28 protein-coding genes and 1 tRNA gene are annotated in these 23,674 nt (G+C 61.3%); 17 read left to right on the top strand and 12 right to left on the bottom strand.

The features are described 5' to 3' along the window. The first annotated feature begins 68 nt into the window (after positions 1-68). Positions 69-1,862 carry a pectate lyase family protein gene (locus QCM77_RS19655; RefSeq protein ID WP_279684531.1) on the top strand — a complete coding sequence of 598 codons (1,794 nt, stop codon included), beginning with the start codon at positions 69-71 and terminating at the stop codon, positions 1,860-1,862. Positions 1,863-1,946: 84 nt separating this feature from the next. Beyond that, complete coding sequence (locus QCM77_RS19650) at positions 1,947-2,213, top strand: helix-turn-helix domain-containing protein (protein WP_279684530.1); 267 nt, start codon at positions 1,947-1,949, stop codon at positions 2,211-2,213. A gap of 94 nt (positions 2,214-2,307) precedes the next feature. Here the strand turns inward: QCM77_RS19650 and QCM77_RS19645 are convergent, their stop codons facing one another. Continuing rightward, complete coding sequence (locus tag QCM77_RS19645; protein ID WP_279684528.1) at positions 2,308-2,538, bottom strand: DUF6894 family protein; 231 nt, start codon at positions 2,536-2,538, stop codon at positions 2,308-2,310. Positions 2,539-2,878: 340 nt separating this feature from the next. Between QCM77_RS19645 and QCM77_RS19640 the strand changes: the two genes are divergently transcribed. Beyond that, the gene (locus QCM77_RS19640) at positions 2,879-3,106 is read left to right on the top strand and encodes a hypothetical protein (RefSeq protein WP_279684527.1); all 228 of its coding nucleotides are present in this window, start codon (positions 2,879-2,881) and stop codon (positions 3,104-3,106) included. Between the two features lie 21 nt (positions 3,107-3,127). Here the strand turns inward: QCM77_RS19640 and QCM77_RS19635 are convergent, their stop codons facing one another. Continuing rightward, a complete protein-coding gene (locus QCM77_RS19635; RefSeq protein WP_347882387.1) occupies positions 3,128-3,277 on the bottom strand; it encodes a ribbon-helix-helix domain-containing protein in 150 nt (49 codons plus the stop codon). A gap of 256 nt (positions 3,278-3,533) precedes the next feature. Between QCM77_RS19635 and QCM77_RS19630 the strand changes: the two genes are divergently transcribed. The 4 genes from QCM77_RS19630 (at position 3,534) to QCM77_RS19615 (ending at position 7,598) form a co-directional block, all read left to right on the top strand. Beyond that, positions 3,534-4,499 carry a site-specific integrase gene (locus tag QCM77_RS19630; RefSeq protein ID WP_279684526.1) on the top strand — a complete coding sequence of 322 codons (966 nt, stop codon included), beginning with the start codon at positions 3,534-3,536 and terminating at the stop codon, positions 4,497-4,499. A gap of 63 nt (positions 4,500-4,562) precedes the next feature. After that, positions 4,563-4,844, top strand: coding sequence for a hypothetical protein (locus tag QCM77_RS19625; RefSeq protein WP_279684525.1), 282 nt, complete (start codon positions 4,563-4,565; stop codon positions 4,842-4,844). A gap of 454 nt (positions 4,845-5,298) precedes the next feature. Continuing rightward, positions 5,299-6,213, top strand: a complete 915-nt coding sequence (locus QCM77_RS19620) for a hypothetical protein (protein ID WP_279684524.1) — start codon at positions 5,299-5,301, stop codon at positions 6,211-6,213. Between the two features lie 2 nt (positions 6,214-6,215). After that, the gene (locus QCM77_RS19615) at positions 6,216-7,598 is read left to right on the top strand and encodes an MBOAT family O-acyltransferase (protein WP_279684522.1); all 1,383 of its coding nucleotides are present in this window, start codon (positions 6,216-6,218) and stop codon (positions 7,596-7,598) included. A 38-nt stretch (positions 7,599-7,636) separates the two neighbouring features. Here QCM77_RS19615 and QCM77_RS19610 read toward each other — a convergent pair whose 3' ends face one another. From QCM77_RS19610 to QCM77_RS19590, 5 genes are all read right to left on the bottom strand, one after another. Further along, positions 7,637-8,545 (bottom strand): hypothetical protein, encoded by a 909-nt coding sequence (locus tag QCM77_RS19610; RefSeq protein ID WP_279684521.1) that lies wholly within the window; start codon positions 8,543-8,545, stop codon positions 7,637-7,639. A gap of 267 nt (positions 8,546-8,812) precedes the next feature. Beyond that, on the bottom strand, positions 8,813-9,277 hold the full coding sequence (locus QCM77_RS19605) for a hypothetical protein (RefSeq protein ID WP_279684520.1): 465 nt from the start codon (positions 9,275-9,277) through the stop codon (positions 8,813-8,815). Further along, on the bottom strand, positions 9,277-9,831 hold the full coding sequence (locus tag QCM77_RS19600; protein ID WP_279684519.1) for a hypothetical protein: 555 nt from the start codon (positions 9,829-9,831) through the stop codon (positions 9,277-9,279). Before QCM77_RS19600 ends, QCM77_RS19605 begins: the two co-directional genes overlap by 1 nt. Before the next feature lie 98 nt (positions 9,832-9,929). Then, positions 9,930-10,532: a hypothetical protein gene (locus tag QCM77_RS19595; protein WP_279684517.1), complete on the bottom strand. Its 603-nt coding sequence runs from the start codon at positions 10,530-10,532 to the stop codon at positions 9,930-9,932. A gap of 11 nt (positions 10,533-10,543) precedes the next feature. Continuing rightward, complete coding sequence (locus QCM77_RS19590; protein ID WP_279684516.1) at positions 10,544-10,852, bottom strand: hypothetical protein; 309 nt, start codon at positions 10,850-10,852, stop codon at positions 10,544-10,546. A 128-nt stretch (positions 10,853-10,980) separates the two neighbouring features. Here QCM77_RS19590 and QCM77_RS19585 point away from each other — a divergent pair, with 128 nt between their 5' ends. Next, entirely contained in the window at positions 10,981-11,241 is a 261-nt protein-coding gene (locus QCM77_RS19585) for a helix-turn-helix domain-containing protein (RefSeq protein WP_279684515.1), read from the top strand. Between the two features lie 157 nt (positions 11,242-11,398). Here the strand turns inward: QCM77_RS19585 and QCM77_RS19580 are convergent, their stop codons facing one another. From QCM77_RS19580 to QCM77_RS19560, 5 genes are all read right to left on the bottom strand, one after another. After that, a complete protein-coding gene (locus QCM77_RS19580; RefSeq protein WP_279684513.1) occupies positions 11,399-12,142 on the bottom strand; it encodes a hypothetical protein in 744 nt (247 codons plus the stop codon). 4 nt (positions 12,143-12,146) lie between these two features. Further along, on the bottom strand, positions 12,147-12,596 hold the full coding sequence (locus tag QCM77_RS19575; protein ID WP_279684512.1) for a hypothetical protein: 450 nt from the start codon (positions 12,594-12,596) through the stop codon (positions 12,147-12,149). A gap of 160 nt (positions 12,597-12,756) precedes the next feature. After that, the gene (locus tag QCM77_RS19570; protein WP_279684511.1) at positions 12,757-13,518 is read right to left on the bottom strand and encodes a TIGR04255 family protein; all 762 of its coding nucleotides are present in this window, start codon (positions 13,516-13,518) and stop codon (positions 12,757-12,759) included. Positions 13,519-13,799: 281 nt separating this feature from the next. After that, positions 13,800-13,876 (bottom strand) — tRNA-Arg (locus tag QCM77_RS19565). Between the two features lie 167 nt (positions 13,877-14,043). Next, positions 14,044-15,543, bottom strand: coding sequence for an ATP-binding protein (locus QCM77_RS19560; protein WP_279684510.1), 1,500 nt, complete (start codon positions 15,541-15,543; stop codon positions 14,044-14,046). A gap of 381 nt (positions 15,544-15,924) precedes the next feature. On the opposite strand from QCM77_RS19560, the gene rpmH reads away from it, so the two are divergent. The 9 genes from rpmH (at position 15,925) to dapD (ending at position 23,537) form a co-directional block, all read left to right on the top strand. Then, a complete protein-coding gene (gene rpmH / locus QCM77_RS19555; RefSeq protein WP_008542748.1) occupies positions 15,925-16,059 on the top strand; it encodes a 50S ribosomal protein L34 in 135 nt (44 codons plus the stop codon). 27 nt (positions 16,060-16,086) lie between these two features. After that, positions 16,087-16,500: a ribonuclease P protein component gene (rnpA, locus tag QCM77_RS19550; RefSeq protein WP_279684509.1), complete on the top strand. Its 414-nt coding sequence runs from the start codon at positions 16,087-16,089 to the stop codon at positions 16,498-16,500. 11 nt (positions 16,501-16,511) lie between these two features. Beyond that, positions 16,512-18,386, top strand: coding sequence for a membrane protein insertase YidC (gene yidC / locus QCM77_RS19545; protein WP_279684613.1), 1,875 nt, complete (start codon positions 16,512-16,514; stop codon positions 18,384-18,386). Between the two features lie 135 nt (positions 18,387-18,521). Then, entirely contained in the window at positions 18,522-19,175 is a 654-nt protein-coding gene (yihA, locus tag QCM77_RS19540; RefSeq protein ID WP_279684508.1) for a ribosome biogenesis GTP-binding protein YihA/YsxC, read from the top strand. 38 nt (positions 19,176-19,213) lie between these two features. Further along, entirely contained in the window at positions 19,214-19,546 is a 333-nt protein-coding gene (locus QCM77_RS19535) for a DUF423 domain-containing protein (protein ID WP_279684612.1), read from the top strand. 102 nt (positions 19,547-19,648) lie between these two features. Further along, a complete protein-coding gene (argB, locus tag QCM77_RS19530) occupies positions 19,649-20,536 on the top strand; it encodes an acetylglutamate kinase (RefSeq protein ID WP_279666208.1) in 888 nt (295 codons plus the stop codon). A gap of 68 nt (positions 20,537-20,604) precedes the next feature. Then, on the top strand, positions 20,605-21,591 hold the full coding sequence (locus QCM77_RS19525; RefSeq protein ID WP_279684507.1) for a DUF1036 domain-containing protein: 987 nt from the start codon (positions 20,605-20,607) through the stop codon (positions 21,589-21,591). 201 nt (positions 21,592-21,792) lie between these two features. Further along, positions 21,793-22,518, top strand: coding sequence for a pyrimidine 5'-nucleotidase (locus QCM77_RS19520; RefSeq protein ID WP_279666206.1), 726 nt, complete (start codon positions 21,793-21,795; stop codon positions 22,516-22,518). A 173-nt stretch (positions 22,519-22,691) separates the two neighbouring features. Then, on the top strand, positions 22,692-23,537 hold the full coding sequence (dapD, locus tag QCM77_RS19515) for a 2,3,4,5-tetrahydropyridine-2,6-dicarboxylate N-succinyltransferase (protein WP_279666204.1): 846 nt from the start codon (positions 22,692-22,694) through the stop codon (positions 23,535-23,537). Positions 23,538-23,674 lie beyond the last annotated feature (137 nt).

Genomic DNA, 23,674 nt, shown 5'->3' with positions numbered 1-23,674 from the left:
ACGCTCGAACTTCAGGCGCCGGACGCTTCTGCCCTTCTCCATCCAGTCAATGGGCTGGGGTATGTGCGATGAAGCAAGCACAAGCCCTGTTGACTGCTGTGTTTGCTGCGGCTCTTTCTGGAGCGCCGCTCTTTGCGCAGAACGCTCCAGTATCGAACCATGCCGTTCCTGTCGGCAAGGGACCCGGCGTCACGGGCTACACCAACGTAGCGCCAGGTACGGCAGGTATCCCGCTTACGAGCACGGGCGCGTCTACAGATCCATCGTTCAGCGCTATTGCTGCGGCAGGCATACAATCCAATGCGGTCACAAACGCGAAGATCAACCCCGGCTCTGCCAACACCTTCAAGGGCTCACTGAACGGCTCGGCAACATCAGATATTGCGCTGACGGCGTGTACGCTGTCGTACCAGATCACAAAATGGGTGGCTGGTACGGGTTGGCAGTGCGGGCTCAACCCGGTACTGCCTAGCCGCGCTATTGCGGCAACTCTGGATCTGTCCGCCTTTTCGGCTGTGACAACCCAAGGCTACGGCTCTGCCAGTGATGGTGGTGGCGCGACGTTCAAGAAAATCACGTCCGGCAACTTTATTGATAGCTTTGTTGCGACGGGTTCGGTATCGACTGCTGGAACGTGCAGTACAAACGGGACTTTCTACGGCGTGTCTCCGACCGGTGGCACGGGTGGAAAGCTGCAAGGCATCGTCGTCATTGCAGGCGGCGCGATAACGAGCTTCACCCCGACAGGATCAAAGGGGAACGCGTACACTGCCGGCGACGCGTTGACCATTCCGAACGGTTCCTACAACGGCTCAACACTGACATGTTCGGTTTCACCGCAGTGGACCGTTGCGACGGTCACGACGCCGAGCGCAAGTTTTACAGACAGCGTCGGTACAAAATTCCAGTATGTCGTCGATAATGGCAACTTCCCAAACGTTCGGCAGTTTGGTGCCAAGCTGGATCGCGCCGGCAAGGCCAACGACGGCTTGGCAACCAATGATCAAGCCGCGGTACAGAACGCGCTGAATTTCACCGGCTATGGCGTTAGCAATGTCGATACCGGCGGGTACGCAGGCGGTAAAGTCATCGTCCCGGCCGGGACGGCTTTGATCTGCAATGGGCTCATAGCGCCGTTTAGTGTCAAGCTCAGTGGGGTTTCAAACTCGGGTACCACGCTTAAGCAGTGCGATGCAGACGGGTCCACGCAACAATTCGTTACGCTTGGCGACCCGCAAAATCACCAAACGGCCCACTTTGTCGGCATCGAGCACATGACGTTGTTTGGCGCGAACGCTCCAGTTTCTGGCACCGTGGCGATGGTGTACAGCAACAGCGCGAATAGTGATGATGCGATTGTCGACGTTTCAATTTATCCGATCTATCGCGCTTGCGCGTACACGGAAACCGGATACGGCGGCGCTAGTATCTTTCACATTCGTCAGATGTACTGCGTCCCAAATTCGAGCGTGACGCCTTTCGGCGTGTCGTTGAATGGCGCAGCTAACAATGTCATAGACGGCGGGACTTGGTTCAGCGCGGGCGGCCCGGTTTGGGGCGGTCAAGCCATACTTCAAAACACCAACGGCCCCGCGGTAGTGAACCGTTTCGTTGACATCCATTGTGAAAACGTAACCGTATGCGCGTATATCAACACGCCGGCCGGCGGAAACGGTCTCATGACGTACATCAGCGGCATGGTTGGCAATGCTACGGTCGTGGATTTGATACAGCGCGTTACGGGCAGCACCGCCAATCAGTTGAAAGTCGAGTTGATCGGCGGCAACGGCTCCAACTGCACCGTGCGGAACGCGGGCTCGTGCGTCGCTACCGGCAACATCATCGATACAACAAAATACTAGGGCGAGTGCCGCCAAGGCGGCACGGTACGCTGACTTTCATGTGACAATTTGCCGAGCAGCATATGCCGGAGGAGCAAAGTAGCGATGAGCGCAACAGCAGAGAACGCCAGCGGCGCAATTGTTTCATCCCCTAAAAGGCCCGCGCCGCAAATGATCAATGTGCAGGCCGTACGCGCGGCATCGGGAATAGGGCAGACGCAACAGACCTTCGCGGACGCCATTGGCGTGCCCGTGAAGACGCTTCGCAATTGGGAGCAGGGTCGAAGGAGGCCAACCGGGCCCGCGCTCGTTTTGCTTCGACTGATCCACCTGAACCCGCAGGCTGTGATCGGCGTGCTTGAGCGGAAATGAGCGGGTGGAACGCCAGCGGCGGCTTGAATTCAATCAAAGGAAATCAAAGCCGAGCAGCATCGGCTCATAGATTGACGTGAAATGACGCCTCCCGCTAGACAGCGATTGCAAAACTAGCAACCCTATGCCGCGCCATCTCGGCGCCGGTGGCATCAACCACGATTACGAGCGTGCCCGCATCACGGTCATATGCGGGATCGCTGGCGATGTCCCGAGCAACACGGGCGCCGTATTGAACAGCTATTTCAGCCGAGCAAAATAACTCCCCCACATTGTCCGCCTGTGTCTCGCCTTTGTGGAAAATCGGGAAGTAGTAACGTCGCATAAGCCGCGGCCCTCATCCTTTGTCCCTGATCATGCCCACATGTCAGACGGCCCACACCTGCCGAAAGCGACAGGGTCAGTGCGACAGCGGCCCTAGCCTGGCAAACAAAACAAAACTAAAGCAAATGAAAGCATCTCCACGTCGCCAGAGTGGGGGTGGGTAAAATCACTTTAGGAAAGGAAATCAAAGGTTTCCCGTTCAGAGCAATGGGCCGCCCTATCAAGAAATGTCAGGATCTCCAGAGCCCTGCTCATTTTGAAAATGAGCGTCGGCAGTGCTGCTACGTGCCGCCGGTGGCGTAGTTTCGGGACCAATACGCGCACGCGCGCGCGAGGAGCGGATGACAAGTAATGACAAGGCGCCTGTAAACAAATGTAGACAATCTAAAACCCCCGGCGGGAGAACAAATGAAAACATCGCCGCGGGCAACAATTGCGCCTCTGGCGTAGTTTCTGCGCATTACGCGCGCCGGGCCATGGCAACAATTGGCAAGGTGCAATGGCAGGAAATGGTAGCTCAGCCGGTGGGGGAGTCAGCTCTTGAAAGCCGTGTTTCATCAGCGGTGTAGGCAATAAAATACTGCCGTTCTCTAATCGTCATCGAGCAGCGGATTTGCCACGACCGGCCGCTTGTGTCTCTTTCGAAGCAGATCGTTGAAGGCCTCGATTGCGAGCGCGTTTAGCGTGGTGTCGGATTCCGCAGCCAAGATCCGCAGCGCTCGCCAGCCCTCGGGGTTCATCCTGACAATCAAGGCCTTAAATGCCCCAGGATCGCGGGACGAGGGGCGGTTGGCTTTCTTGCGGGGCATACGGCTGGCTCAGGTGCGGGTGCCGATCCTAGCTTGGTATGGCCTGATGATACAGAAGATCAACAGAGGCCGGCCGCTGAAATGAAATCAAACAATCAAAGGCAACGACGTCTTGGTGCTTGCGTGATAGCACGACATCACATAGGTATTGATAATGTTTCTTCTCGCTACCTATGGAACTTAAGCAATGGCTTCCCTTCCCGTGGTTGCCCCTGCCGTCAGTCTGCCGGTCTCCATCGCCCCCGACCTGGCCGCAGCCATCTCCTATGCCAAGGCCGAGAAAGCGCCAGCCACGCGCAGGGCCTATGAGACCGACTTTCGTCTGTTCCGGCTCTATTGCGAGGAGAAGGGTGCGAGCGCCCTGCCAGCGCTTCCTGAAACCGTGGCGGCCTATCTGGCGCACGGCGTCGAGGAAGGCGCAAAGGTCTCCACGCTCGGCCGACGCCTCGCCGCGATCCGCTATGCGCACAAGCTGGCGTCCCTGCCGTCGCCTACCGATAGCGAGGCGGTCAAGGCCACACTCCGCGGCATCCGCCGCACCATTGGCGCGGCAAAGGTCAAGAAGGCGCCGGCTGTGGCGGGCCGAATCAAGTCCATGGTTGCCGCGTGCCCCGCCACGATTGCCGGCAAGCGCGACCGCGCGCTGTTGCTCCTAGGGTTCGGTGGAGCATTCCGGCGTTCCGAGCTGGTCGCCCTTGATGTGGAGCATATCGAGGAGACGCCAGAGGGGCTGCTGGTCCTCATTGCCAAGTCCAAGACGGATCAGGACGCCGAGGGTGTCACTATCGCCGTAGCGCGCGGATCGGCCGAGACCTGCCCGGCGGCTGCCTTGCGTGACTGGCTGGACGCTGCGGGCATCGAGGCCGGACCGGTGTTCCGTCCGGTCAACAAGGCAGGAGTAGTCAGCGCCGAGCGCCTGACTGACCAATCGGTTGCTCTTGTCGTGAAGGCCTACGCGCGCCGCGTCGGGCTTGATGCCGGCGCGTTCTCCGGCCACTCCCTTCGCCGAGGCTTCCTCACCTCGTCGGCTGCTGCCGGCAAGTCCATCTTCCGAATGAAGGACGTAAGCCGCCACAAGTCCGTCGACACGCTGGCGGGGTACATTCAAGAGGCGGAGGTTTTCAAAGAGCATGCAGGCGCAGGACTTCTCTAGTCTCGAGGTACAAAATAAGGGGGCAAGGGTGAGCACGCTCCACACGCACAACCACCGCTGCGGATGAGTTGGGCCCGCTCGTTCGACGACCCCATTCCCTTGCCCGGCAGAAAGCCGCTAAGGACGCTTCTGCAGGCCGGCGAATACATCGCTGCGCTGCCGAAGAAGGAGCACGCCGCGCCCGAATGGCGGGCCGCGATGGAAGCCCTGCTCCTGGTGGTCGAGCGCGGCGGCCCGACGATGTTTGCTCGCATCGGCATCATGCGGGCCTTGAACAGTGGGAAGCCGGGCCCAGATCTTCAGTCGAGACGCAAGTCGGCCAAAAAATACAGGGTTATCCAATGAGCCCCATCGGCCGCAGGATCATCTACGTCGTGCTGGTGATCGTGGTGCTGCTGGTCATCTGGCAGATTTTCGCGCCGCTTTGAGAAGGCCCGCCAAATAAGCTTGTCCGCCCGGTCACCGGCGGCGCTGATCCCCCGGTGACCGGCCCCCAGCGCGGACTTCGGGGCGCCGAGCATGATGCCGGCGGCACAGGCCCTCAGCTGGCTTGCGCCCTTTCGGGGCGCCTCGGCGCCGTCAGCTCCGCAAAAGCCGTGCAAGCAGCATAAGTGCTTCTGGACGGACACAATTCTTCCGTGTATGCACGTTATTATTGCGTTATCCGTTTATGCACGCATGTATTGCGGCGGGGGGCACTGCCTTGCTCGGATTATTCGTTCGGGGCGCGAGCTGGCCCACCTTTGTTGCGGTTGGAGCAGGCTCTACCGTTGGCAGCCTTCTCATAGCATTCGCAATCATGGTGGCGCTGGATCCATTCGGGCGTCTCCGCTACAGCAAGGACGGCGGGATCGGGTTCACCGAAGAACGACCAGTGATGGTATCTCGGGCGATCGATCCTCAATTCAACTCCGCCATCATCGGCAACTCTGCCTCGATGCCGTTGATGCCCCAAAATCTGAGCAGATTGACCGGCCAACGATTTGTGTCGCTCTCGATCTCCGGGACCAGAGCTCCGGCTTCCATTGCGGCGATGACGTTCTTTCTCGCGCAACACGAGGACGCCAGGATCGTGGTCGTCGCGCTGCTGCCGGAAGTATGGTGCGACGCCAGTTTCGACGAGCAGAGACCCTTTCCGTTTTGGCTCTATTCTTCGCTGCCGCGCTATCTGTGGGGACTTTCGGTCGACACATCGTTTGAGATGTTCAAAACGATATTCAAGGAGCGCCGAGCCGCGAAGGTCGACGGCTACCGCCCATACATAGCGGCCGACGGTTACCACGGATTCATCGGCCCGTTCGAACAGGCAAGCTATAGCGACATCAACTTCGTTCGGTCGCGCCTTGACGGCGGTGTGAGACCGGAAAAATCCACCAATCCGAACGGCAGTTTTCCGGCGCTTCAAAGGCTCATAGACTTCATCGAGAGCCCGTCATCCGCGTTTTTTGTGGTCTTGTGGACGCCACGTTACGTCAGTTACACGCCCTCACCAGGGAGCGACGCTGAAGCAACTGACCGCGGCTGCAAATCGAAGCTGGTACAAGCGGCTTCCCCCCTCCCGAACGTCAGGGTGCTGGATTGGTCGGAGGCCGATCGCCCCGAAAACAACGATGCAGCAAATTTCTTCGACCCCATTCACTACCGACGCCCCTATGCCGCTCGCATCGAAAGCGACGTCGCGGAAGCAATTCCGACCGCACTTAAGGGGCCGTAGCTTTGCTGTTCAACTCTTTCGCTTACCTCGCCATTTTTCTTCCCGCGGCGTGGCTCATCTACCTTGGCTGCTGCAAATGGCTGCCCAGTTGGCGGCTCGCTGTTCTGCTTGCACTTTCGATCGCCTTTTATGGCTATTGGGACTGGCACTTCATCCCGCTGATCGTTCTCTCAATTCTGCTCAACTGGCTCGCTGCACGCTGGTTTGCCTTGGCAGGACGCTCATGGATCGTCTACGGCGCGATCTGTGGCAACCTGATCCTGCTTGCCGTGTTCAAGTATCTCAACTTCTTTGCAGGGCTGTTGCCGCAGCGCTGGGGTGCGCCGCACTTCGACGTGGAGCTACCGCTCGGCATATCCTTCTTCACCTTCCATCACGTGATGTACCTGACAGACTTCCGGCGGAAGCTGGCGCCGCAATACTCGCTCATCGAATACGGCCTCTATATCGCGTTCTTTCCACAGGTCCTTGCAGGTCCATTGGTCAGATGGCGCGAAGTCATGCACCAGTTCGTCGCATCGCCGTTCGTCGACGAAGACCAGTGGAAGCGAGCCGCGAGCGGGCTCATGCTGATCATCCTCGGTCTGTGCCAGAAGATCATGCTAGGCGATAACCTTGCCGCTATCGCCAACCCAATCTTCAAAGCAGCCGAAACGGCGGCGGTGACGCCCGTAGATTCATGGCTGGCCAGTCTCGCCTTCACATTCCAGATCTTCTTCGACTTCTCAGGCTATACCGACATGGCCATCGGCTCGGCACTGCTGTTTGGCATATCCCTACCGCAAAACTTCAATGCGCCATATCGTGCGGCGTCGCTTCAGGATTTTTGGCGACGCTGGCACATGACATTGTCGCGCTTTCTACGTGACTATCTCTACATTCCGCTTGGCGGCAATCGCTATGGGCTGGCCGTTCAGCTCTGGGCGCTTCTCGCCACGATGACGCTCGGCGGTCTGTGGCATGGCGCCGGCCTGACTTTCATCGCTTGGGGCGTTCTGCATGGCGCAGGACTTGGCATAGACGTTCTTTGGCGACGCTCGACACTACCAATGCCAGCATTGATCTGTTGGCCCCTGACGTTCCTGTTTGTAGTTCTCTGCTGGGTGCTATTTCGGGCTCAGCATTTTGACTCGGCGATACGCATCTACGAGGCACTCATCTGGAGCGGGAGATCGGGGACCGATTCCCATCTCGACTTCGCAATGTCCGGGGCCGTCATCTCCATCGCGGCGGCGCTAGCCTTCCTGCTTCCCAACACGTCCGATCTCGTGTCCCGGGTTCAATCGAGGCCGGTGTACGCTGTCGCTTTCGGTTTTCTCGCCGCCTGCGCGGTGCTCTCGCTAAACGCAAGCGAGAGCTTCGAGTTCATCTACTTCCGCTTCTAACTTCGCGGCTCAGCCCAACTTTCTCGGCCGCTGCTAGTTCACGACCAGAGGCTCTCCGAAACAATCTCGACGCGTGACATGGTCCCGTCGAGATAGGCTGGCGCGTCGAGAGGCAGCGGTGTGCGAATGTCCCCGTATGCCTTCAATGGGTTGTCGCGATTGTGCGCCGTCACCATCGTCTTGACGCATGCCGGCACGCCAGCGCGATCTATGCGGCGCTCGCTCAGTTCAAGGAACGTGCTGTTCACAATGTCGTCGCGCGCGCTCCGCGAAAGATATCGAGGCGTGAGGCTGTACAGCCATTCGACGTCGCCAGCCCGAGGAATGTAGACCTCAATCTCACTGCTCGGCCTCGGCGTGTCGACGTCCAGCACCTTGATGATCACGGGGGTGATGCGCACGACAGCTTGGCTGCTCGTTAGCGTGTTGCGCGCTTGCTGTGTCCTGGCGTACTGATACTGGAGCTGCGCAATTTCTGGGTGCTCGATCTTCAATCGTCGCAGGGTCGGCATCGAGACAATCGACTTACGATTGCCTGCGCGACTGGTTATATCCGTCCCCGACATTCCGGTGATGAACGCGCGCTTGATCTCCTCAATCTTCGCTGGCGTGACCTCGATGCCGCGCCTGATAGTTTCGTGATTGCAGGAGCGGCAATAGCGTCTGCCGCGTCTGTCCGTAATCAGGGTTTCCGCAAGCACGTGTCCACGCCGGCAATGCGTTGATGTCTCGGTGTAGATTTTCTTGCCCTTGCGATTGTCCGCCAGCTTCCGGTTGTGCTCAACAAGGCCCAGCGCCTTTGCACCCCACTCGGGATTCAGCTCGCAATGCTTTTTAAACGCTTCAGCCGAGCAGATCGGAGTGCCGTTGGCGCCTCCAACGACCATGCGGAGGGAATCGCCGCTTTCCAGGCGTGTCATAAAGGTGTGGGCCTCATTAGCGTTCATGGTAAACGTCGCTTCGCCTGAAATCAAAAGCTGGAGGCAAGGGTTACATACCCGCGGCGCCTTTGTTCCGGCTCGGAAGCTCGACAACGGCAAGTCTTGCTCGCATCGACGACACTGTTTCATCACGATGTCTCCACTTGGCGCGGAATGCGCGTCGCGAAGCCGAATCCTGAATCGCGGCGAGGCGGAGTCATGCTAGGCCATCAGGTTCGCGCATTCGGCGAGGACAGCTTTTGAGTCGCAGGAGGCTGCAGCATGCAGCCCCATTCATGCCATCCCGCCTTGCTGCCAATCCTGTGTACCGACCTGTTCAAGCAGGCCGTCGTGGTCGCCAATGCCGCTCTCCGAGTGGTCCAACTCGTAGTCGTTGACTGACACCACATGCCAGGCAGCCCGTTGATCGGTATGGCCTTCCAGCGCGCCTAGGGAAGGTTCGTCATCGTCTCCCGGCTCGGCGCCGTTGTGCTCGTCCTCGACATCGAGCCGCAGGCCTTCGCAAAGGCGCTCTTGGTTGCCGCTGCGGTCTCTCTCGCCTCCATAGACGGAGGGGTGTCGTTCTAAAAAGCCAAGCGATGGTTCCAAGTCAGGATCTAGGTCGCTCGCGTCGAGAAACGCTAGGAGCCGATCGATCTCAGCGCGGGCTTGACTGCGAAGGTCGCGGAGGACGACTAGAGTCGCCTCCCGCTCTCTATTCTGCTGGCGCAGATTTGCGACGCGGGGGGTTTTGCCCATCAGGCTTGCTCCGTCATCATCGCCGGAAGAATTTCGCACAGAGCGGCCAACAGGAACTGTTGCCAGGAGCCGCAGTTGTCGTCGTCTCCCCCGCAAAGATCAGACGGCCAGCCCTGCCCGTCGGTATCAGCAGCCACAGCATAGGAGAGCAGCGCGAGCACTCCCGCTGGGGTGGTTGGAAAGCTGTTGAGAATCTCGCAAGCCGCTGCCGTCTCAGCATCGAAGGCCAGCGACATCGCAGCTTCGCTCGCCTCAAGTCGCTCATCGTTGGCACGCGCATCCCGGAGCCTGACGCCAGAGCCCACAATTTCACGCTCCAAGATGCAATGGGCGTCCGCTGCGGCTGCCACGCACTCCCGCGCCAGCTTATGCATCTCGATGGCTTGAAAGACCGGATCAGTCTCGCGTAATGGCGCGATGCCCGCTGCATTCGCTAGTGTGGTACTGCCAGCCGCTGCAAAGGCAGCCGTTGCCAGAAACGAGCGCCTGCTCGGTGTGGAGTCTTTCGTATGGGCGTGCGTCATCGCCGCGCCCGAAGATACCGCGTTGCTCATGTCGTCTCTCAAAATGCTGGAGGGATTAGGTAGTTGCTGCATCGGCCGAGCGGTATGGTTCCGCCCTCGCTCAGCCGGTTGCGCTGTGTGCTGGTCGGTTACTTCACCTCCTTTCGGGCTTGCCAGCCAAAGAACTGGGGCCAAAGCGGGTCGAAGTGCTCGCCGAGCGCCTCAAATGCCGCACGCGCTGCGCTTTCGACCAACTCGATTTGCAGGCGTGGCCAAACAGCCGTCGCCTGAACCTGGGGTGTCCAATGACTTGAGCTGAACCCTTCGCGGACGCCCTCAATGGTTTCGTGAAAGTACCCATCGCACTGGCCGACTGTGCCGAACCGCAGGGCAAGGATACCAATCTCGCGCTGCTGGTCGGCGGTCAGGCGATCCCACGCCTTGCCGGCATCGAAAGCCGCCAACTCATGAAACGTGGGTAGGCGGTCAGAGAGGGGAATTTCATTCGCATCCGTCCCGCGGTTCTCGACGGGTACCGCGGCGCCGCGTCGGACGCCGATGATTGTCCGCGCATTCCAGATGGCCGCGCGCTTGCGGTCGCCCTTCTGCAAGAGAACATCGACCATGCCGCGAGGTGTCTTGGTGCCCACGCTGACGCTGAGCACGACTTCGCCGGAGCCGGTCACATCACCGCGCAAAAGGTGGCGCGCGGGGACCTTGATTAGGGTGCTTTGGTTGGAGGGTGCGAGCATGGTCCGGCTCCTTATGCCCAACGCTGAGCGGGCAGATCGAAGGCCGGCGCCATGCCAGCGCGCGCAACGCGGGCCTCAGCGAAGCCACTGCGCATTTGGAGGGCGAGGTAATAGCGGTAAGAGCGGTTGACTTGATGGACGCGACCGCGGCAAGCGAGTTCGTCGGCATAGTCGGCCTTAGCGCGCGCGTGTGCCTCAATCATGATTTTGGACATGGCCGCGTGGTGCGGGCGGCGCTCGGTCAATACTCGGACCGTGCCTCGGCTCACTTGGTGAACCTGCTGGCGATGAAGGTTTGCGATGGTGAGCGGGGTTGCCATTTGAGCGGTCCGTGTTATGTAATGACCGCATTTTATTCACTAACGACCGGAAGTCAACACAAATCGTTCACAAGAGAACGATAACAGGTGACAAATCGTCGCCGCAGTGCGAAAGAGAGTTGGTGCGAATGGAATTATTCACAGGCGTTCAAGTCAGGATGGCGCGTGCTTACCTGAAATGGTCGATCGCAGAGCTTGCGGAGCAGTCTGGCGTTGGGATCTCGACGATTCAGCGCATCGAGGGCGAAGATGGATTTCCAGCAGCGCGCGGCGGCAACATTGATGCCGTTTACAAAACCCTTTCAGCCGCCGGCATCACGTTCCTGCCCGAGAACGAGGAGGGCATAGGAGTGAGAGGAAGAGCAAAGCCGCGCCGCACGAGCAAATAGCGATGGCAGCGCGCACTTTCGTGACAGCCGTTGTCGTTCTCGCGCTCTCGGGTGCGAGCCACGCTGAGCCGCAGGTCAAACTGCAATACGGCGGACGGGCTTACCTCTTCGCTAAGCAGTTGGGCCGCTTGTCGCGACGTCACAGCAACGCGAGCGGCTAGGCGTCCCCTTCGTCATCAGCGGGGGCGGCCGAAGCTGGGCCTGAAGCAGCACGATACGCCGCTCTGGACGCTTCGACGTCAACAATGATGGATTGAGCTATCGCCGCAACGTCATCAAACGTAACCGGCCACGAATCGCTCACTACCGTCGCCGCGCCGACTACCTCTGCAGGTCGAAATCGCGTGGCTCCTACATCTTCCATCAGGGCCGCGATGTGCTCCTGAGATGCACGTTTGCGCAGCTCTTCGACGACGGCTAACTGCCATGATCGATCGGATTGACGATCCAGCGGCCACGTGCCTTCGTCGAGGAAGTCATCAAATCCGAGGTGCGAGAACACCGCCTTGATGTACGTTGCGCAGGTAAGCCCCTTGCCCAACGCAGGTGGAACGAAGTCCAGCGTCACCTTATCGAAACATGAGCCTTTGGCATCAAAGCCATAAGGGATGTCATTCGGATGAGTGCGACGGTCTGACAGCCAAGCCGCGATCACGTGCGAATTGCCTTCGTCTAACCCAGTATCGGCCCAGAGATAACGATCATCGTCAGCCGGGTGGTCGTGCAGTTCGAAATGCCATCCGAGATGGCTTATGCGAGGCCCGCCACTGTCCAGCTGGTACAGGAACCCGGAATGCAGGCCGAAGTCTTCACTAGGATCGAGAGCACCAACTGCACAGACAACGACGCCTAGGTGCCGTACGTCAGCAAAGGGCCGCTCCGATGATCGGTGAACTGTCATCCCCCTAGATCAGACCCTTGAGCAACTTCTTGGAGTTTAACTCGCGCCGGTCCATCTCGTTTTTGATCTTCCGTACGAAGGGAAACCAACTCGGGAGGAAATCGCGAACAGGGAACGTAAGGCGAGCGAAGGTCAACATAAGCTCAGGAGAAAGGCGCTGCGGGTGCACCATTCCGAGAATAAGGTCTAACTCGTCAAAGCTACGATTTTTCAGGAGAACATTCAGGCCTCCGATAGCGCATAGCAACCGCTCGGAGGAGCTGCGCTCTGCTCCGCCCTTCATGGCAACGAATAGCCAGTTGAGGTCCAAGGACGGCAGCACTTGAGGAAGCACACGCGGCTCGGAGGCGGGTGCAGGCGCTGCAGCGCGAGCTTTAAAGCGAAAGTACGAACGCCGATACATCCCCTTGGGCGCATGAGCCCTCAGAGTGACCAGCTTCGCGACGACCGCCATTCGCTCCTCAATGATCTTCTGCCTTTGTACGTCCTGTCTCAGGCAGATAGCCGGAAAATCCCAATCATCCCCATGCCCGTATCGCGACGCAATCGTCACGTACTGCGATTTGAGAAGCAGGCCATGGGCCGCCCACGAGGCAGAAGTAAGCTCGGGCAAATCAATCGATTGCGGTTGGTCGAAGTGCTTCGTGTAGAGGGTCTTTAATGCACCAACGGAAAACCCTACCGCTTTCGAGGTTGAATCCATCAAGGATGGCAAGGCTTTTGTGTTCATCGGCGTCCAAGCTCTCTTCGCGAGAAAATGTGTTGTCGATCAGAAAAGAGACGTTGTCTGTTTCGGTCCTGAGCACCAGTCCAGAAATAACTTCGAGCGTGGTGGAATCGATCAGCGTCGACCAATGAACGTGATGGTTATCAATGTCTTCATCCGATACGTCAGGCTCCGCAAGAGGACCAATCAAAGAGCTGCGCACCAGCTCTGACCATCTCTTGTCTTTTAACCCTAGCGCTTCCTTATCGATCACGTTCACGTAGTTTAGGGAAATCCGTGCGAAGACCGACAGGTTGTAGGTTGTGAGAAGCGTACGGAGCGCCGTCACCACGTGCTCCCTGAACGTTTCCCATTTCTCATACTTCGAAGTACGAACTCCGAGGAAACCTGCGCCTAGAGCGATTGAGACCGAGTTGTCCGGGGTGCTGAACTCATAGAGCAGTCCGCGTCCAGGTTGTTGATCAGCCTCAGAGGGTGGGCGGCGGACACTCTGCGTTTCAAGCAAAGGGTAATTCCCGACCAGCGCGGTTTGGAAATCGACGGGAAGGTCGTTATCTATCGCAAGGATACGGGGGAAGGAGATGTGACAGATCACATCCACGAGGGGATTGGCCCCGTAGAGTACCCGATTCCTTTCCGGGAAAATCATGCCTTAGCCCTTCACCACCGAATCAGAAACTATCGGTACAACGACGGGCCGTCTAGGACTTCGAGCGCACGCCGCACGCTCCACTATACGTAAGCTTGCTTATCAAGTCCTCAAGACACGCAAGGTTCACTTCGGCGAGACCGGCGCGCCCGCGGCTTTTTTGTCATTGACGGCCCACCATTGCGAAAGTGAGCATTTCTGGAGTTTGCGTCCCCGGCGCGTCCCCAGCCAGAGTAGGGCCAGAGATCGGGCTCCAAGATTGACGATTTTGCCGGTAAAAATGGCGCGCCCGGAACGATTCGAACGTCCGACCCTCAGATTCGTAGTCTGATGCTCTATCCAGCTGAGCTACGGGCGCGTTTTTCGCAAACAGCGATTGCGGGCGTTGGCCCGCAGGCAGCCCCCGGCGACGCCGGAGGGGTCGAAAGAGCGCTCTGACTAACCGCTCTTGCCCCGATTGGCAAGGTCCGGGATGGGGAGATTTTGCAGGGAAATGACGGTTTTCGCGCTCGGCCGCTGGCCGACCTACGCCCGCGCCCGCTCGTTGCGGATGGAGAGCAGTTCCACGGGGCGGTCGGGGATGACGATCCGGAAGGTGGCGCCGATGGTGCCTTCGACCAGATGGATGTCGCCGCCATGGGCGCGGACCAGTTCGGCGGCAATGGCAAGGCCGAGGCCGCTGCCGCCGGGACGGCCGGAGGTCTGGAACGCCTCGAACAGATGGTCGCGGGTCTTCTGGGGCACGCCGGGGCCGGTGTCGGAAACCTCCAGGATGGCGACTGCGCCCTCGCGTTTTCCCGTGATCCGGATCTGCTGCGCGCCGCCCTCGGCCGACGCATGGCTTTCCAGCGCCTGGGCGGCGTTGCGGACGAGGTTGAGCAGCACGCGGAACAGCTGGTCGGGATCGGCGTCGACCGCGAGCCCGCGCTCGATCGCGGCGACCCAGACGATCGCGGCATCGGAGGCAAGGCCCGCGGTCTCGCGCACCTCCAGCACCACCGGCTCGATCAGGATCATGCGCCGGTCGGGCGCGGCTTCCTGGGCGCGGCCGTAGGACAAGGTCGACTGGCAGAAGGCGATGGCGCGCTCGAGCGAGCGCACGAGCTTTGGCGCAAAGCGCTGCACCCGCGGATCCGGCACGCTGGCGAGCTGGTCCGACAGGAGCTGGGCGGACGCCAGCAGATTGCGCAGATCGTGATTGATCTTGGAGACGGCGAGGCCGAGGGCGGCAAGCCGGCTCTTCTGATGCAGCATCGACATCAGGTCGCGCTGCATGTCCGACAATTCGCGCTCGGCGACGCCAATTTCGTCGCTGCGCTGGCTCGGCACGATAATCCTCGCCGAGCTCTCGGGGTTTTCGTGGAAGCCGACCAGGCTCGCGGTCAGCCGCCGCATCGGGCGCACGAAGAGATAATGGAGCGCGAGATAGACGAGGCCCGCGGTCAGCACCGCGATGATCAGCGCGACCACCACGACGTTGCGGGAGAAGCGGTACATCGACTGCCGCAGCGGCAGCTCGTCGGTGACGATCTCGATGAACTGGGCGTTGCCGACGCCCGGCCCGACGATCCGGATGGCCTGGTTGCCGGTCTCCAGCATCATCCGGAACGAGCCGGTGATCGCCTCCCACGCCGTCATGTCGCGCAGGTCGATGTCATGCTCGATGGCGGCCGGCAGATTGTCGCTGGCGAGCAGACGGCGCTGCTGGCCCATCTTGATGGCGACGGCACGGGCATTGATGCTTTTCAGGATCTGGCGCGACAGCGAATCGGGGACCATGCCGAGCGGCGCAGCATCGAGCACCAGCGCCGCCGTGTTGGCCGCCGCCACGCGGTCATTGAGCCGGTTGACCCAGAAATTGGCGATGGCAGGCACGTAGAGCAGGACGGCAGCGATCATCACCAGGGGAACGGTGAGCAGCAGCAGCTTGCCTGACAGCCCAAGCCCGCGTGTCCCCCGCGGCCGCGCCGCCGGCGGGTCCCGCTGATCCTGATCCTGGATCGGCTGGAGGTCTGTCGCTGCCACGAATTCGCCCTCGCTGCCTTTGCCGGGTTAAGATTGGACCGGGTGAAGGATTTGGAGGGTGTGAGGATGCGGCCCGCCCCCGGTCCCGGTCAAATTACGGATCGCTAATCTGCCGAAGTCGGATGTAAGCGCAGATTTGGCGAGTCGCTACCACAAGGGTTAAAAACCCCGCACAAACAGCGATATTCGCTGGAATTGAGCCGTTGTGCGGCGTTGACGAAAAGAAGACGCTCGCTTATAAGCCGGCCAATTGTCCGCGATGACCCGGTGTGACGCCGGGAGCGGCTCTCTTGGGGCCGAAAAAGGCCCGTTTTGGGCCGCATCTTCCGGACTTTACCATCAATTCTACAGGCAAATTGCCCGGTCAGCGGAGAAAAACCCGTGAAGCGGACTTATCAACCCAGCAAACTGGTGCGCAAGCGCCGTCACGGCTTCCGTGCCCGTCTCGCCACGGCCGGCGGCCGCAAGGTTCTCGCCGCCCGCCGCGCCCGCGGCCGCAAGCGTCTGAGCGCCTGAGCCGGACCCCCTTTTTGGGATTTCATCATGGATCGGCTGAGGCAGCGGGCGGATTTCCTCGCCGTTGCCAATGGCGCGCGGGTGAATAGTCCCGCGTTCGTCCTGCAAAGCCGTGGCCGCGACGACAGCGGCCCGATCCGGATCGGCTTCACCGTTACCAAAAAGAACGGCAACGCCCCCGAGCGCAACCGCATCCGGCGCCGGCTTCGCGAACTGGTGAAGCGGCTCGATCCGGTGTCGATGCAACCCCATCATGATTATGTGCTGGTCGGCCGAAGGGACGCGCTCTCGCGCGGCTTCGCCACCATGCTCGACGATCTGCGCATAGCGTTCGCGAAGCCCGCGCGGCATACGCACAAGGGACGTGGCCCAAGAACTGGCCCAAAAACCGACGGCTTAAAGCCCGGCCCCGCTCCTGCGACCAGCCGCAAACCGGATTGATGACGAGAATGATGACCGACAACCGCAATACCATCCTCGCCGTCATTCTGTCGGGCCTCGTGCTGATCGCCTGGCAATATTTCTACAACATGCCGGCGATGGAGAAGCAGCGCGCCCTGCAGCAGACGCAGGCCGAGCTGCAGAAGACCACGCCGCAGCCGACGGCCTCCGGGACGCCGGGCGCTGCGCCGCAGCCCGGCAGCGCAGGCGCGCCCTCCGCTCCCCAGACCCCCAATCAGCCGGCCCAGGCGACCGTCAGCCGCGAGGCGGCGATTGCCGCCTCCCCCCGCGTCAAGATCGAGACACCCCGCCTGACCGGCAGCATTGCCTTGAAGGGCGCGCGCATCGACGATCTTGCGCTGGTGCAGTATCGCGAAACGGTCGACCCGAAGTCGCCGCCGATCATCCTCTATTCGCCGTCGGGCACCGCAGAGCCCTATTACGCAGAATTTGGCTGGGTGGCCGGGACAGGCGGCACAAAGGTGCCCGACCGGACCACCGATTGGCAGCAGGAGGGCACCAACAGCCTGACGCCGTCCACGCCGGTCATGCTGAAATACGACAATGGCGAAGGCCTCACCTTCCGCCGCACCATCGTGATCGACGACCACTACCTCTTCAGCATCAAGGACGAGGTGAGCAATGTCGGCAATGCACCGGTCACGCTCTTTCCCTACGCGCTGATCTCGCGTCACGGCACGCCGCAGGTCTCGGGCTACTACATCCTGCATGAAGGCCTGATCGGCTATCTCGGCGACCAGGGCTTGCAGGAGAAAGCCTATAAGGCCGTGGCCGAAGCACCTGCGATCCGCAATGGCGGCGGACACGGATTCGAATTCAATAACGTCACCAATGCCTGGCTCGGCATTACCGACAAGTATTGGGCGTCCGCACTCCTTCCCGACACGTCAGCAACGCTCAAAGCCAGTTTCGTCGCCGAACCCGGCACGCAGATTCGTTACCAGACCGACTATCTGCAAAATGCGCAGACGGTCGCGATCGGCGGCTCCGCGACCGCGAACGCGCGGCTGTTCGCCGGCGCCAAGGAAGCCGGCGTCGTCGGCGTGTTCCCGTTCGCCGGCCTCGGCGGCTACAACAAGGAGCTCGGCCTCAACCATTTCGATCTCTTGATCGACTGGGGCTGGTTCTACTTCATCACCAAGCCGATGTTCCTCGGCCTCGACTTCTTCTACCGCTTCTTCGGCAATTTCGGCATCTCGATCCTGCTCGTGACCGTGATCGTGAAGCTCTTGTTCTTCCCGTTGGCGAACAAGTCCTACGCCTCGATGGCGAAGATGAAGTCGGTCCAGCCGCAGCTTCAGGCGCTGAAGGAGCGCTACCCCGACGACAAGGTGAAGCAGCAGCAGGAGATGATGGAGATCTACCGCAAGGAGAAGATCAATCCGGTCGCCGGCTGTCTTCCCGTGGTGATCCAGATCCCGGTGTTCTTCTCGCTCTACAAGGTGCTGTTCGTCACCATCGAGATGCGGCATGCGCCGTTCTTCGGCTGGATCAAGGACCTCTCCGCGCCGGATCCGACCAATCTGTTCACCTTGTTCGGGCTGATCCCGTTCGATCCGACCACGCTGCCGCTGTTCGGCCACTACCTCGCGCTCGGCATCTGGCCGATCATCATGGGCATCACGATGTGGTTCCAGATGAAGCTGAATCCGACGCCGCCGGATCCGACGCAGCAGATGATCTTCAACTGGATGCCGCTGATCTTCACCTTCATGCTGGCGGGCTTCCCGGCGGGCCTCGTGATCTACTGGGCCTGGAACAACACGCTCTCGGTGCTGCAGCAGAGCTTCATCATGCGCCGCAACGGCGTGAAGGTGGAGCTGTTCGACAATCTCAAGGCGACGTTCGCGAAGAAAGCGACGTAGCGAACCTTCGAACCTCATCCTGAGGAGCGGCCGCAAGGCCGCGTCTCGAAGGATGGCCACGGGCACCGGGGCCTTCATGGTTCGAGACGGCGCTTAGCGCCTCCTCACCATGAGGGATTAACAGAAAGCCTTCGCATGACCGACGACAAAGATGCGAAGCTGATCGAGGTCGGGCGAAAGCTGTTCACCCGCGACTGGCAGTTCATCTGGGCCTCGCCCTCGATTGAAACGCTGCCGCCGATGGCGGGGCTGGAGATCGCCTTTGCCGGCCGCTCCAATGTCGGCAAGTCGAGCCTGATCAACGCGCTGACCGGCCGCAACGCGCTCGCGCGCACCTCGCATACGCCGGGCCGCACCCAGGAGCTGATCTTCTTCGAGGTCCCCGGGAAAGGTGACCTGCGGCTCGTCGACATGCCCGGCTATGGCTATGCCAAGGCGCCGAAGAGCCAGGTCGCGTCCTGGACCGAGCTGATCCACAAATTCCTGCTCGGACGCACCTCGCTCGCGCGCGTCTACGTGCTGATCGACGCGCGGCATGGCCTCAAGGAGGTCGACCACGAAGTCCTGAAGACGCTCGACCGCTCCGCGGTCAGCTACCAGATCGTCCTAACCAAGGCCGACCAGGTGAAGGCCACTGAGCTTGCCGAACGGATTGCCGAGACCGGCGTTGCGCTCGCCAAACATGGCGCGGCGTTTCCGGATGTGCTGACGACCTCGTCCCGCTCCGGGGCCGGCATGGCCGAGCTCCGCGCCGCGATGGCGAAGCTGCTGGAAGAGCGGACCAAGTGACGGCCGCGTTCCGCTTGCTGATCGGGCTTGCCGGTTTGATGGGCGCCGCCGGCGTCGCGCTGGCCGCCGCCTCCGCCCACGGCGGCGATGCGAGCCGGCTCGCCTCCGCAAGCGCCATGCTGCTGTTTCATGCAACTGCGATACTTGCAGGTGTAGCCCTGCTCGCGCGCGGTCTGCTGCATGGCGGAATTGGCCTCGTCGCCGCGTTCGGTTTCGCAGCCGGCGCCGCGCTGTTCGCGGGCGACCTCACCTTGCGGCAATATGCCGGCCATTCGCTGTTTCCATATGCGGCGCCGACCGGTGGATCGGTGATGATTCTGAGCTGGCTGGCGGTGACGCTGGCGGCGGTGGCGGCGAAGCGCAATCCATAACCCGGACGGAGCGCAGCGCGGCGGCATGCCAGCCACACTTTGCGCCCCGCGCGCCAATCGGATAGAACGCCGCCCGAGTATCCCGCCAGCGAGATCCGCCTCATGACCGAAATCTCCCCGCTCGACCAGGCCCGCATCCTGTCCGAAGCGCTGCCGCACATGCAGCAGTATGACGAAGAAACCATCGTCATCAAATATGGCGGCCATGCCATGGGCGACGAGGAGACCGCGAAGAATTTTGCCCGCGACATCGTGTTGCTCGAGCAGACCGCGATCAATCCGGTGGTGGTGCATGGCGGCGGGCCGCAGATCGCGACCATGCTCAAGCGCCTCGGCATCGTCTCGGAATTCGCAGCCGGCCTGCGCATCACCGATGCCGCCACCATCGAGATCGTCGAGATGGTGCTGGCCGGCTCCGTCAACAAGCAGATCGTCGGCTACATCAACGAGGCCGGTGGCAAGGCGGTGGGGCTATCAGGCAAGGACGCCAACATGGTGAAAGCGTCGAAGACGACGCGCACCATCATGGATCCGGACTCGCACATCGAGAAGGCGGTCGATCTCGGCTTCGTCGGCGATCCCGAGAAAGTCGACCTCACGCTGCTCAACCAGCTGATCGGCTACGAGCTGATCCCGGTGCTGGCGCCGCTCGCGACCTCGAAAGAGGGCCAGACGCTGAACGTCAACGCCGACACTTTTGCAGGCGCCGTGGCCGGCGCGCTGAAGGCAAAGCGGCTGCTGCTGCTCACCGACGTGCCGGGCGTGCTCGACAAGTCCAAGAAGCTGATCCCGCAGCTCTCGGTCAAGGACGCGCGAAAGCTGATCGCCGACGGCACCATTTCCGGCGGCATGATCCCGAAGGTCGAGACCTGCATCTACGCGCTCGAACAGGGCGTGGAGGGCGTCGTTATCATCGACGGCAAGATGCAGCACGCGGTGCTGCTCGAGCTCTTCACCAACCAGGGCACGGGAACGCTGATCCACAAGTGAGAGATGAGCGGCCAGGAACCGAGCTGGGAGAGCGGCGGCCTCGCCGCTCCGTCCTGACGCGCTTCCTGATGACGCTCCCCGCCGCAGCCATCTCGTTCGTCTTCTCCGCCGCGCCGGCCTTCGCCGACCTCAAGATCTGCAACCGCATGTCCTATGTCGTCGAGGCCGCGATCGGCATCGACGACAAGGCGGCGACCGCCACGCGCGGCTGGTTCAGGATCGACCCCGCCACCTGCCGCGTGGTGGTGCAGGGCACGCTCTCCGCCGACCGCATCCTGCTCAACGCCCGCGCGCTCGGCGTCTACGGCGCATCCCCGATTCCGCAGAACGGCAGCGACACCCTGTGCGTCGCGCAGGACAATTTCGTCATCGCGGCCGCGCGGCAGTGCCGCAGCGGCCAGACCCAGGCCGCCTTCACCCAGATCACGCCGACGCAAGGAGCGGACGGCAATTTCGTCGCCTATCTCGCCGAGGATTCCGAATATGACGACGAGCAGGCACGCCTCGCCGGCATCCAGCGGCTTTTGGTGATCGCAGGCTACGATGCCGCGCCGATCGACGGCGTCGACGGGCCGAAGACGCAAGGCGCGCTGGCCGCTTTCCTGAAGAGTCGCGGATTGTCCTCTGACATCCTGTCGTCGCCGAACTTCTTCAAGACCATGGTCGATGCGGTGCAGACGCCGTCTGCGACCGGCCTGACCTGGTGCAACGACACCCCGCACAAGGTGATGGCGGCGGTCGCCACCGACGACGGCAAGTCGGTGACGAGCCGCGGCTGGTATCGCATCGATCCCAAGACCTGCCTGCACCCTGATGTGAGCGGCCAGCCGAAGCAGATCTTCAGCTTCGCGGAGGCCATCGACGCCGACAACCGCGTCATCAAGCTGAAGGACAGGCCGCTGAACTGGGGCGGCGACAGGCAGCTCTGCACCCGCGAAACCAAGTTCGAGACCAACGAGCAGGCCGACTGCGGCGCGCGCGGTTTCGCGGCCACGGGCTTTGGCGCGGTGGACATGTCGAGCGGCGGCAAGACGCTGCGGTTTGCGATGCCGTGATGGTGGCGCCGTGATCGTACCGGTGCCACGCACTCCGCTGTCGTCCTGGCGAAAGCCAGGACCCATTACCCCAGGATTAGGTTTGGCGAAGAACGACGACCAGAGTGCCCCAATGATCGGTCACGGAGTATGGGTCCTGGCTTTCGCCAGGACGACGATTGAGGGCGGGGCCGCCGCCGCGGTCAACGGATAGAGAGTGAAATGAAATCCCCCCGCGCCTTTGGCCATGTCGACACCTGGGTGTTCGACCTCGACAACACGCTGTATCCGCACCACGTCAATCTGTGGCAGCAGGTCGATGCCCGGATCACCGAGTTCGTTTGCAACTGGCTGAACCTGACGCCGGTGGAAGCGCGCAAGATCCAGAAGGATTATTACCAGCGCTTCGGCACCACCATGCGCGGCATGATGACCCTGCATGGCGTACGCGCCGACGACTATCTCGCCTACGTCCACAAGATCGACCACTCCCCGCTGGAGCCGAACCCGGCGCTGGGCGCAGCGATCGCAAAACTGCCGGGACGTAAGCTGATCCTGACCAACGGCTCGGTCGACCATGTCGATGCGGTGCTGGCGCGGCTCGGTTTTGCTACGCATTTCGATGGCGTGTTCGACATCATCGCCGCCGAATTCGAGCCGAAGCCGGCGCCGCAGACCTACCGGAAGTTTCTCGCCGACCACGCGGTCGATCCGACACGCGCCGCCATGTTCGAGGACCTCGCCCGCAACCTCATTGTCCCGCACGAGCTCGGCATGACCACGGTGCTGGTGGTGCCCGATGGCACCAAGGAGGTCGTGCGCGAGGACTGGGAGCTGGAGGGCCGGGACGCCGCCCATGTCGATCACGTCACGGATGATCTGGCGGGGTTTCTGGGCAAGCTGTCCTCTCTCTCCCCACGTCGTCCCGGCGAAGGCCGAGACCCATAACCCCAACACGCGGTTGTAGCGCGCAACTGGTAACTCCGAGTCTTCGCCAAGCTTGGGTATGGGTCCCGGCCTTCGCCGGGACGACGCTGAGTATGCCTTGACTCCTCCCCGCCAAATCCCGAAAAAGCGCTCCAATCCGTTACAAATCCTAGCCTTCCCGAGAGGAAATCCCGATGTCCCTGTCTGCCCTTGAATCCACCATCAACGGCGCCTTCGAGGCGCGCGACGGCGTCTCGACCTCGACCAAGGGCGAAGTGCGCGAGGCCGTGGATCACGCGCTGGAGATTCTGGACAAGGGCGAGGCCCGCGTCGCCGAGCGCGGGACCGACGGCAAGTGGAAGGTCAATCAATGGCTGAAGAAGGCGGTGCTGCTCTCGTTCCGCCTCAACGACATGGGCGCCATTCCCGGCGGCCCCGGCAAGGCGACCTGGTGGGACAAGGTGCCCTCGAAGTTCGACGGCTGGGGCGAGAACCGTTTTCGCGACGCCGGCTTCCGCGCCGTCCCCGGCTCCATCGTGCGCCGCTCGGCCTTCATCGCCCGCAACGTCGTGCTGATGCCGTCCTTCGTCAATCTCGGCGCCTATGTCGATGAATCGACCATGATCGACACCTGGTCGACCGTCGGCTCCTGCGCGCAGATCGGCAAGCGCGTGCACATCTCCGGCGGCGTCGGCATCGGCGGCGTGCTCGAGCCGCTGCAGGCCGAGCCTGTGATCATCGAGGACGATTGCTTCATCGGCGCGCGCTCCGAAGTCGCCGAAGGTGTGATCGTTCGCAAGGGCGCGGTGCTGTCGATGGGCGTGTTCCTGGGTGCGTCGACCAAGATCGTCGACCGCGAGACCGGCGAGATTTTTATCGGCGAGGTGCCCGAGTATTCGGTCGTCGTTCCCGGCGCGCTGCCCGGCAAGCCCATGAAGAACGGCCAGATCGGCCCGAGCACCGCCTGCGCCGTCATCGTCAAGCGCGTCGACGAGCGCACGCGCTCCAAGACCAGCATCAACGAACTGCTGCGGGACTAAGACTCTCTCCTCTCCCTCTCCCCGTTCTTACGGGGCCGCGACGAGCTTCGCTCGCGCGGGGAGGGTTGGGGTGAGGGGCCTCTCTCCACGGATGAGATGGCCGCGAGACCTGTACCCCCTCACCCGGATCGCAAGGG

The sequence above is a fragment of the Bradyrhizobium nivariense genome, assembly GCF_029846695.2.
GTDB lineage: Bacteria > Pseudomonadota > Alphaproteobacteria > Rhizobiales > Xanthobacteraceae > Bradyrhizobium.
This window is presented reverse-complemented; position numbering and strand designations above follow the sequence as displayed.

Bases quoted from the DNA above. Each gene is read 5' to 3' on its own strand.
- QCM77_RS19640 (WP_279684527.1), top strand. From the start codon at position 2,879: ATGACAAGTAATGACAAGGCGCCTGTAAACAAATGTAGACAATCTAAA.
- QCM77_RS19610 (WP_279684521.1), bottom strand. From the start codon at position 8,545: ATGAACGCTAATGAGGCCCACACCTTTATGACACGCCTGGAAAGCGGC.
- QCM77_RS19655 (WP_279684531.1), top strand. From the start codon at position 69: ATGAAGCAAGCACAAGCCCTGTTGACTGCTGTGTTTGCTGCGGCTCTT.
- QCM77_RS19620 (WP_279684524.1), top strand. From the start codon at position 5,299: ATGGTGGCGCTGGATCCATTCGGGCGTCTCCGCTACAGCAAGGACGGC.
- QCM77_RS19635 (WP_347882387.1), bottom strand. From the start codon at position 3,277: ATGAACCCCGAGGGCTGGCGAGCGCTGCGGATCTTGGCTGCGGAATCC.
- QCM77_RS19605 (WP_279684520.1), bottom strand. From the start codon at position 9,277: ATGGGCAAAACCCCCCGCGTCGCAAATCTGCGCCAGCAGAATAGAGAG.
- QCM77_RS19600 (WP_279684519.1), bottom strand. From the start codon at position 9,831: ATGAGCAACGCGGTATCTTCGGGCGCGGCGATGACGCACGCCCATACG.
- QCM77_RS19595 (WP_279684517.1), bottom strand. From the start codon at position 10,532: ATGCTCGCACCCTCCAACCAAAGCACCCTAATCAAGGTCCCCGCGCGC.
- QCM77_RS19520 (WP_279666206.1), top strand. From the start codon at position 21,793: ATGAAATCCCCCCGCGCCTTTGGCCATGTCGACACCTGGGTGTTCGAC.
- argB (WP_279666208.1), top strand. From the start codon at position 19,649: ATGACCGAAATCTCCCCGCTCGACCAGGCCCGCATCCTGTCCGAAGCG.
- QCM77_RS19630 (WP_279684526.1), top strand. From the start codon at position 3,534: ATGGCTTCCCTTCCCGTGGTTGCCCCTGCCGTCAGTCTGCCGGTCTCC.
- QCM77_RS19575 (WP_279684512.1), bottom strand. From the start codon at position 12,596: ATGGCGGTCGTCGCGAAGCTGGTCACTCTGAGGGCTCATGCGCCCAAG.
- QCM77_RS19570 (WP_279684511.1), bottom strand. From the start codon at position 13,518: ATGATTTTCCCGGAAAGGAATCGGGTACTCTACGGGGCCAATCCCCTC.
- QCM77_RS19525 (WP_279684507.1), top strand. From the start codon at position 20,605: ATGACGCTCCCCGCCGCAGCCATCTCGTTCGTCTTCTCCGCCGCGCCG.
- QCM77_RS19585 (WP_279684515.1), top strand. From the start codon at position 10,981: ATGGAATTATTCACAGGCGTTCAAGTCAGGATGGCGCGTGCTTACCTG.
- dapD (WP_279666204.1), top strand. From the start codon at position 22,692: ATGTCCCTGTCTGCCCTTGAATCCACCATCAACGGCGCCTTCGAGGCG.
- QCM77_RS19590 (WP_279684516.1), bottom strand. From the start codon at position 10,852: ATGGCAACCCCGCTCACCATCGCAAACCTTCATCGCCAGCAGGTTCAC.
- QCM77_RS19625 (WP_279684525.1), top strand. From the start codon at position 4,563: ATGAGTTGGGCCCGCTCGTTCGACGACCCCATTCCCTTGCCCGGCAGA.
- QCM77_RS19535 (WP_279684612.1), top strand. From the start codon at position 19,214: ATGGGCGCCGCCGGCGTCGCGCTGGCCGCCGCCTCCGCCCACGGCGGC.
- QCM77_RS19645 (WP_279684528.1), bottom strand. From the start codon at position 2,538: ATGCGACGTTACTACTTCCCGATTTTCCACAAAGGCGAGACACAGGCG.
- QCM77_RS19580 (WP_279684513.1), bottom strand. From the start codon at position 12,142: ATGACAGTTCACCGATCATCGGAGCGGCCCTTTGCTGACGTACGGCAC.
- QCM77_RS19650 (WP_279684530.1), top strand. From the start codon at position 1,947: ATGAGCGCAACAGCAGAGAACGCCAGCGGCGCAATTGTTTCATCCCCT.
- yihA (WP_279684508.1), top strand. From the start codon at position 18,522: ATGACCGACGACAAAGATGCGAAGCTGATCGAGGTCGGGCGAAAGCTG.
- rnpA (WP_279684509.1), top strand. From the start codon at position 16,087: ATGGATCGGCTGAGGCAGCGGGCGGATTTCCTCGCCGTTGCCAATGGC.
- yidC (WP_279684613.1), top strand. From the start codon at position 16,512: ATGACCGACAACCGCAATACCATCCTCGCCGTCATTCTGTCGGGCCTC.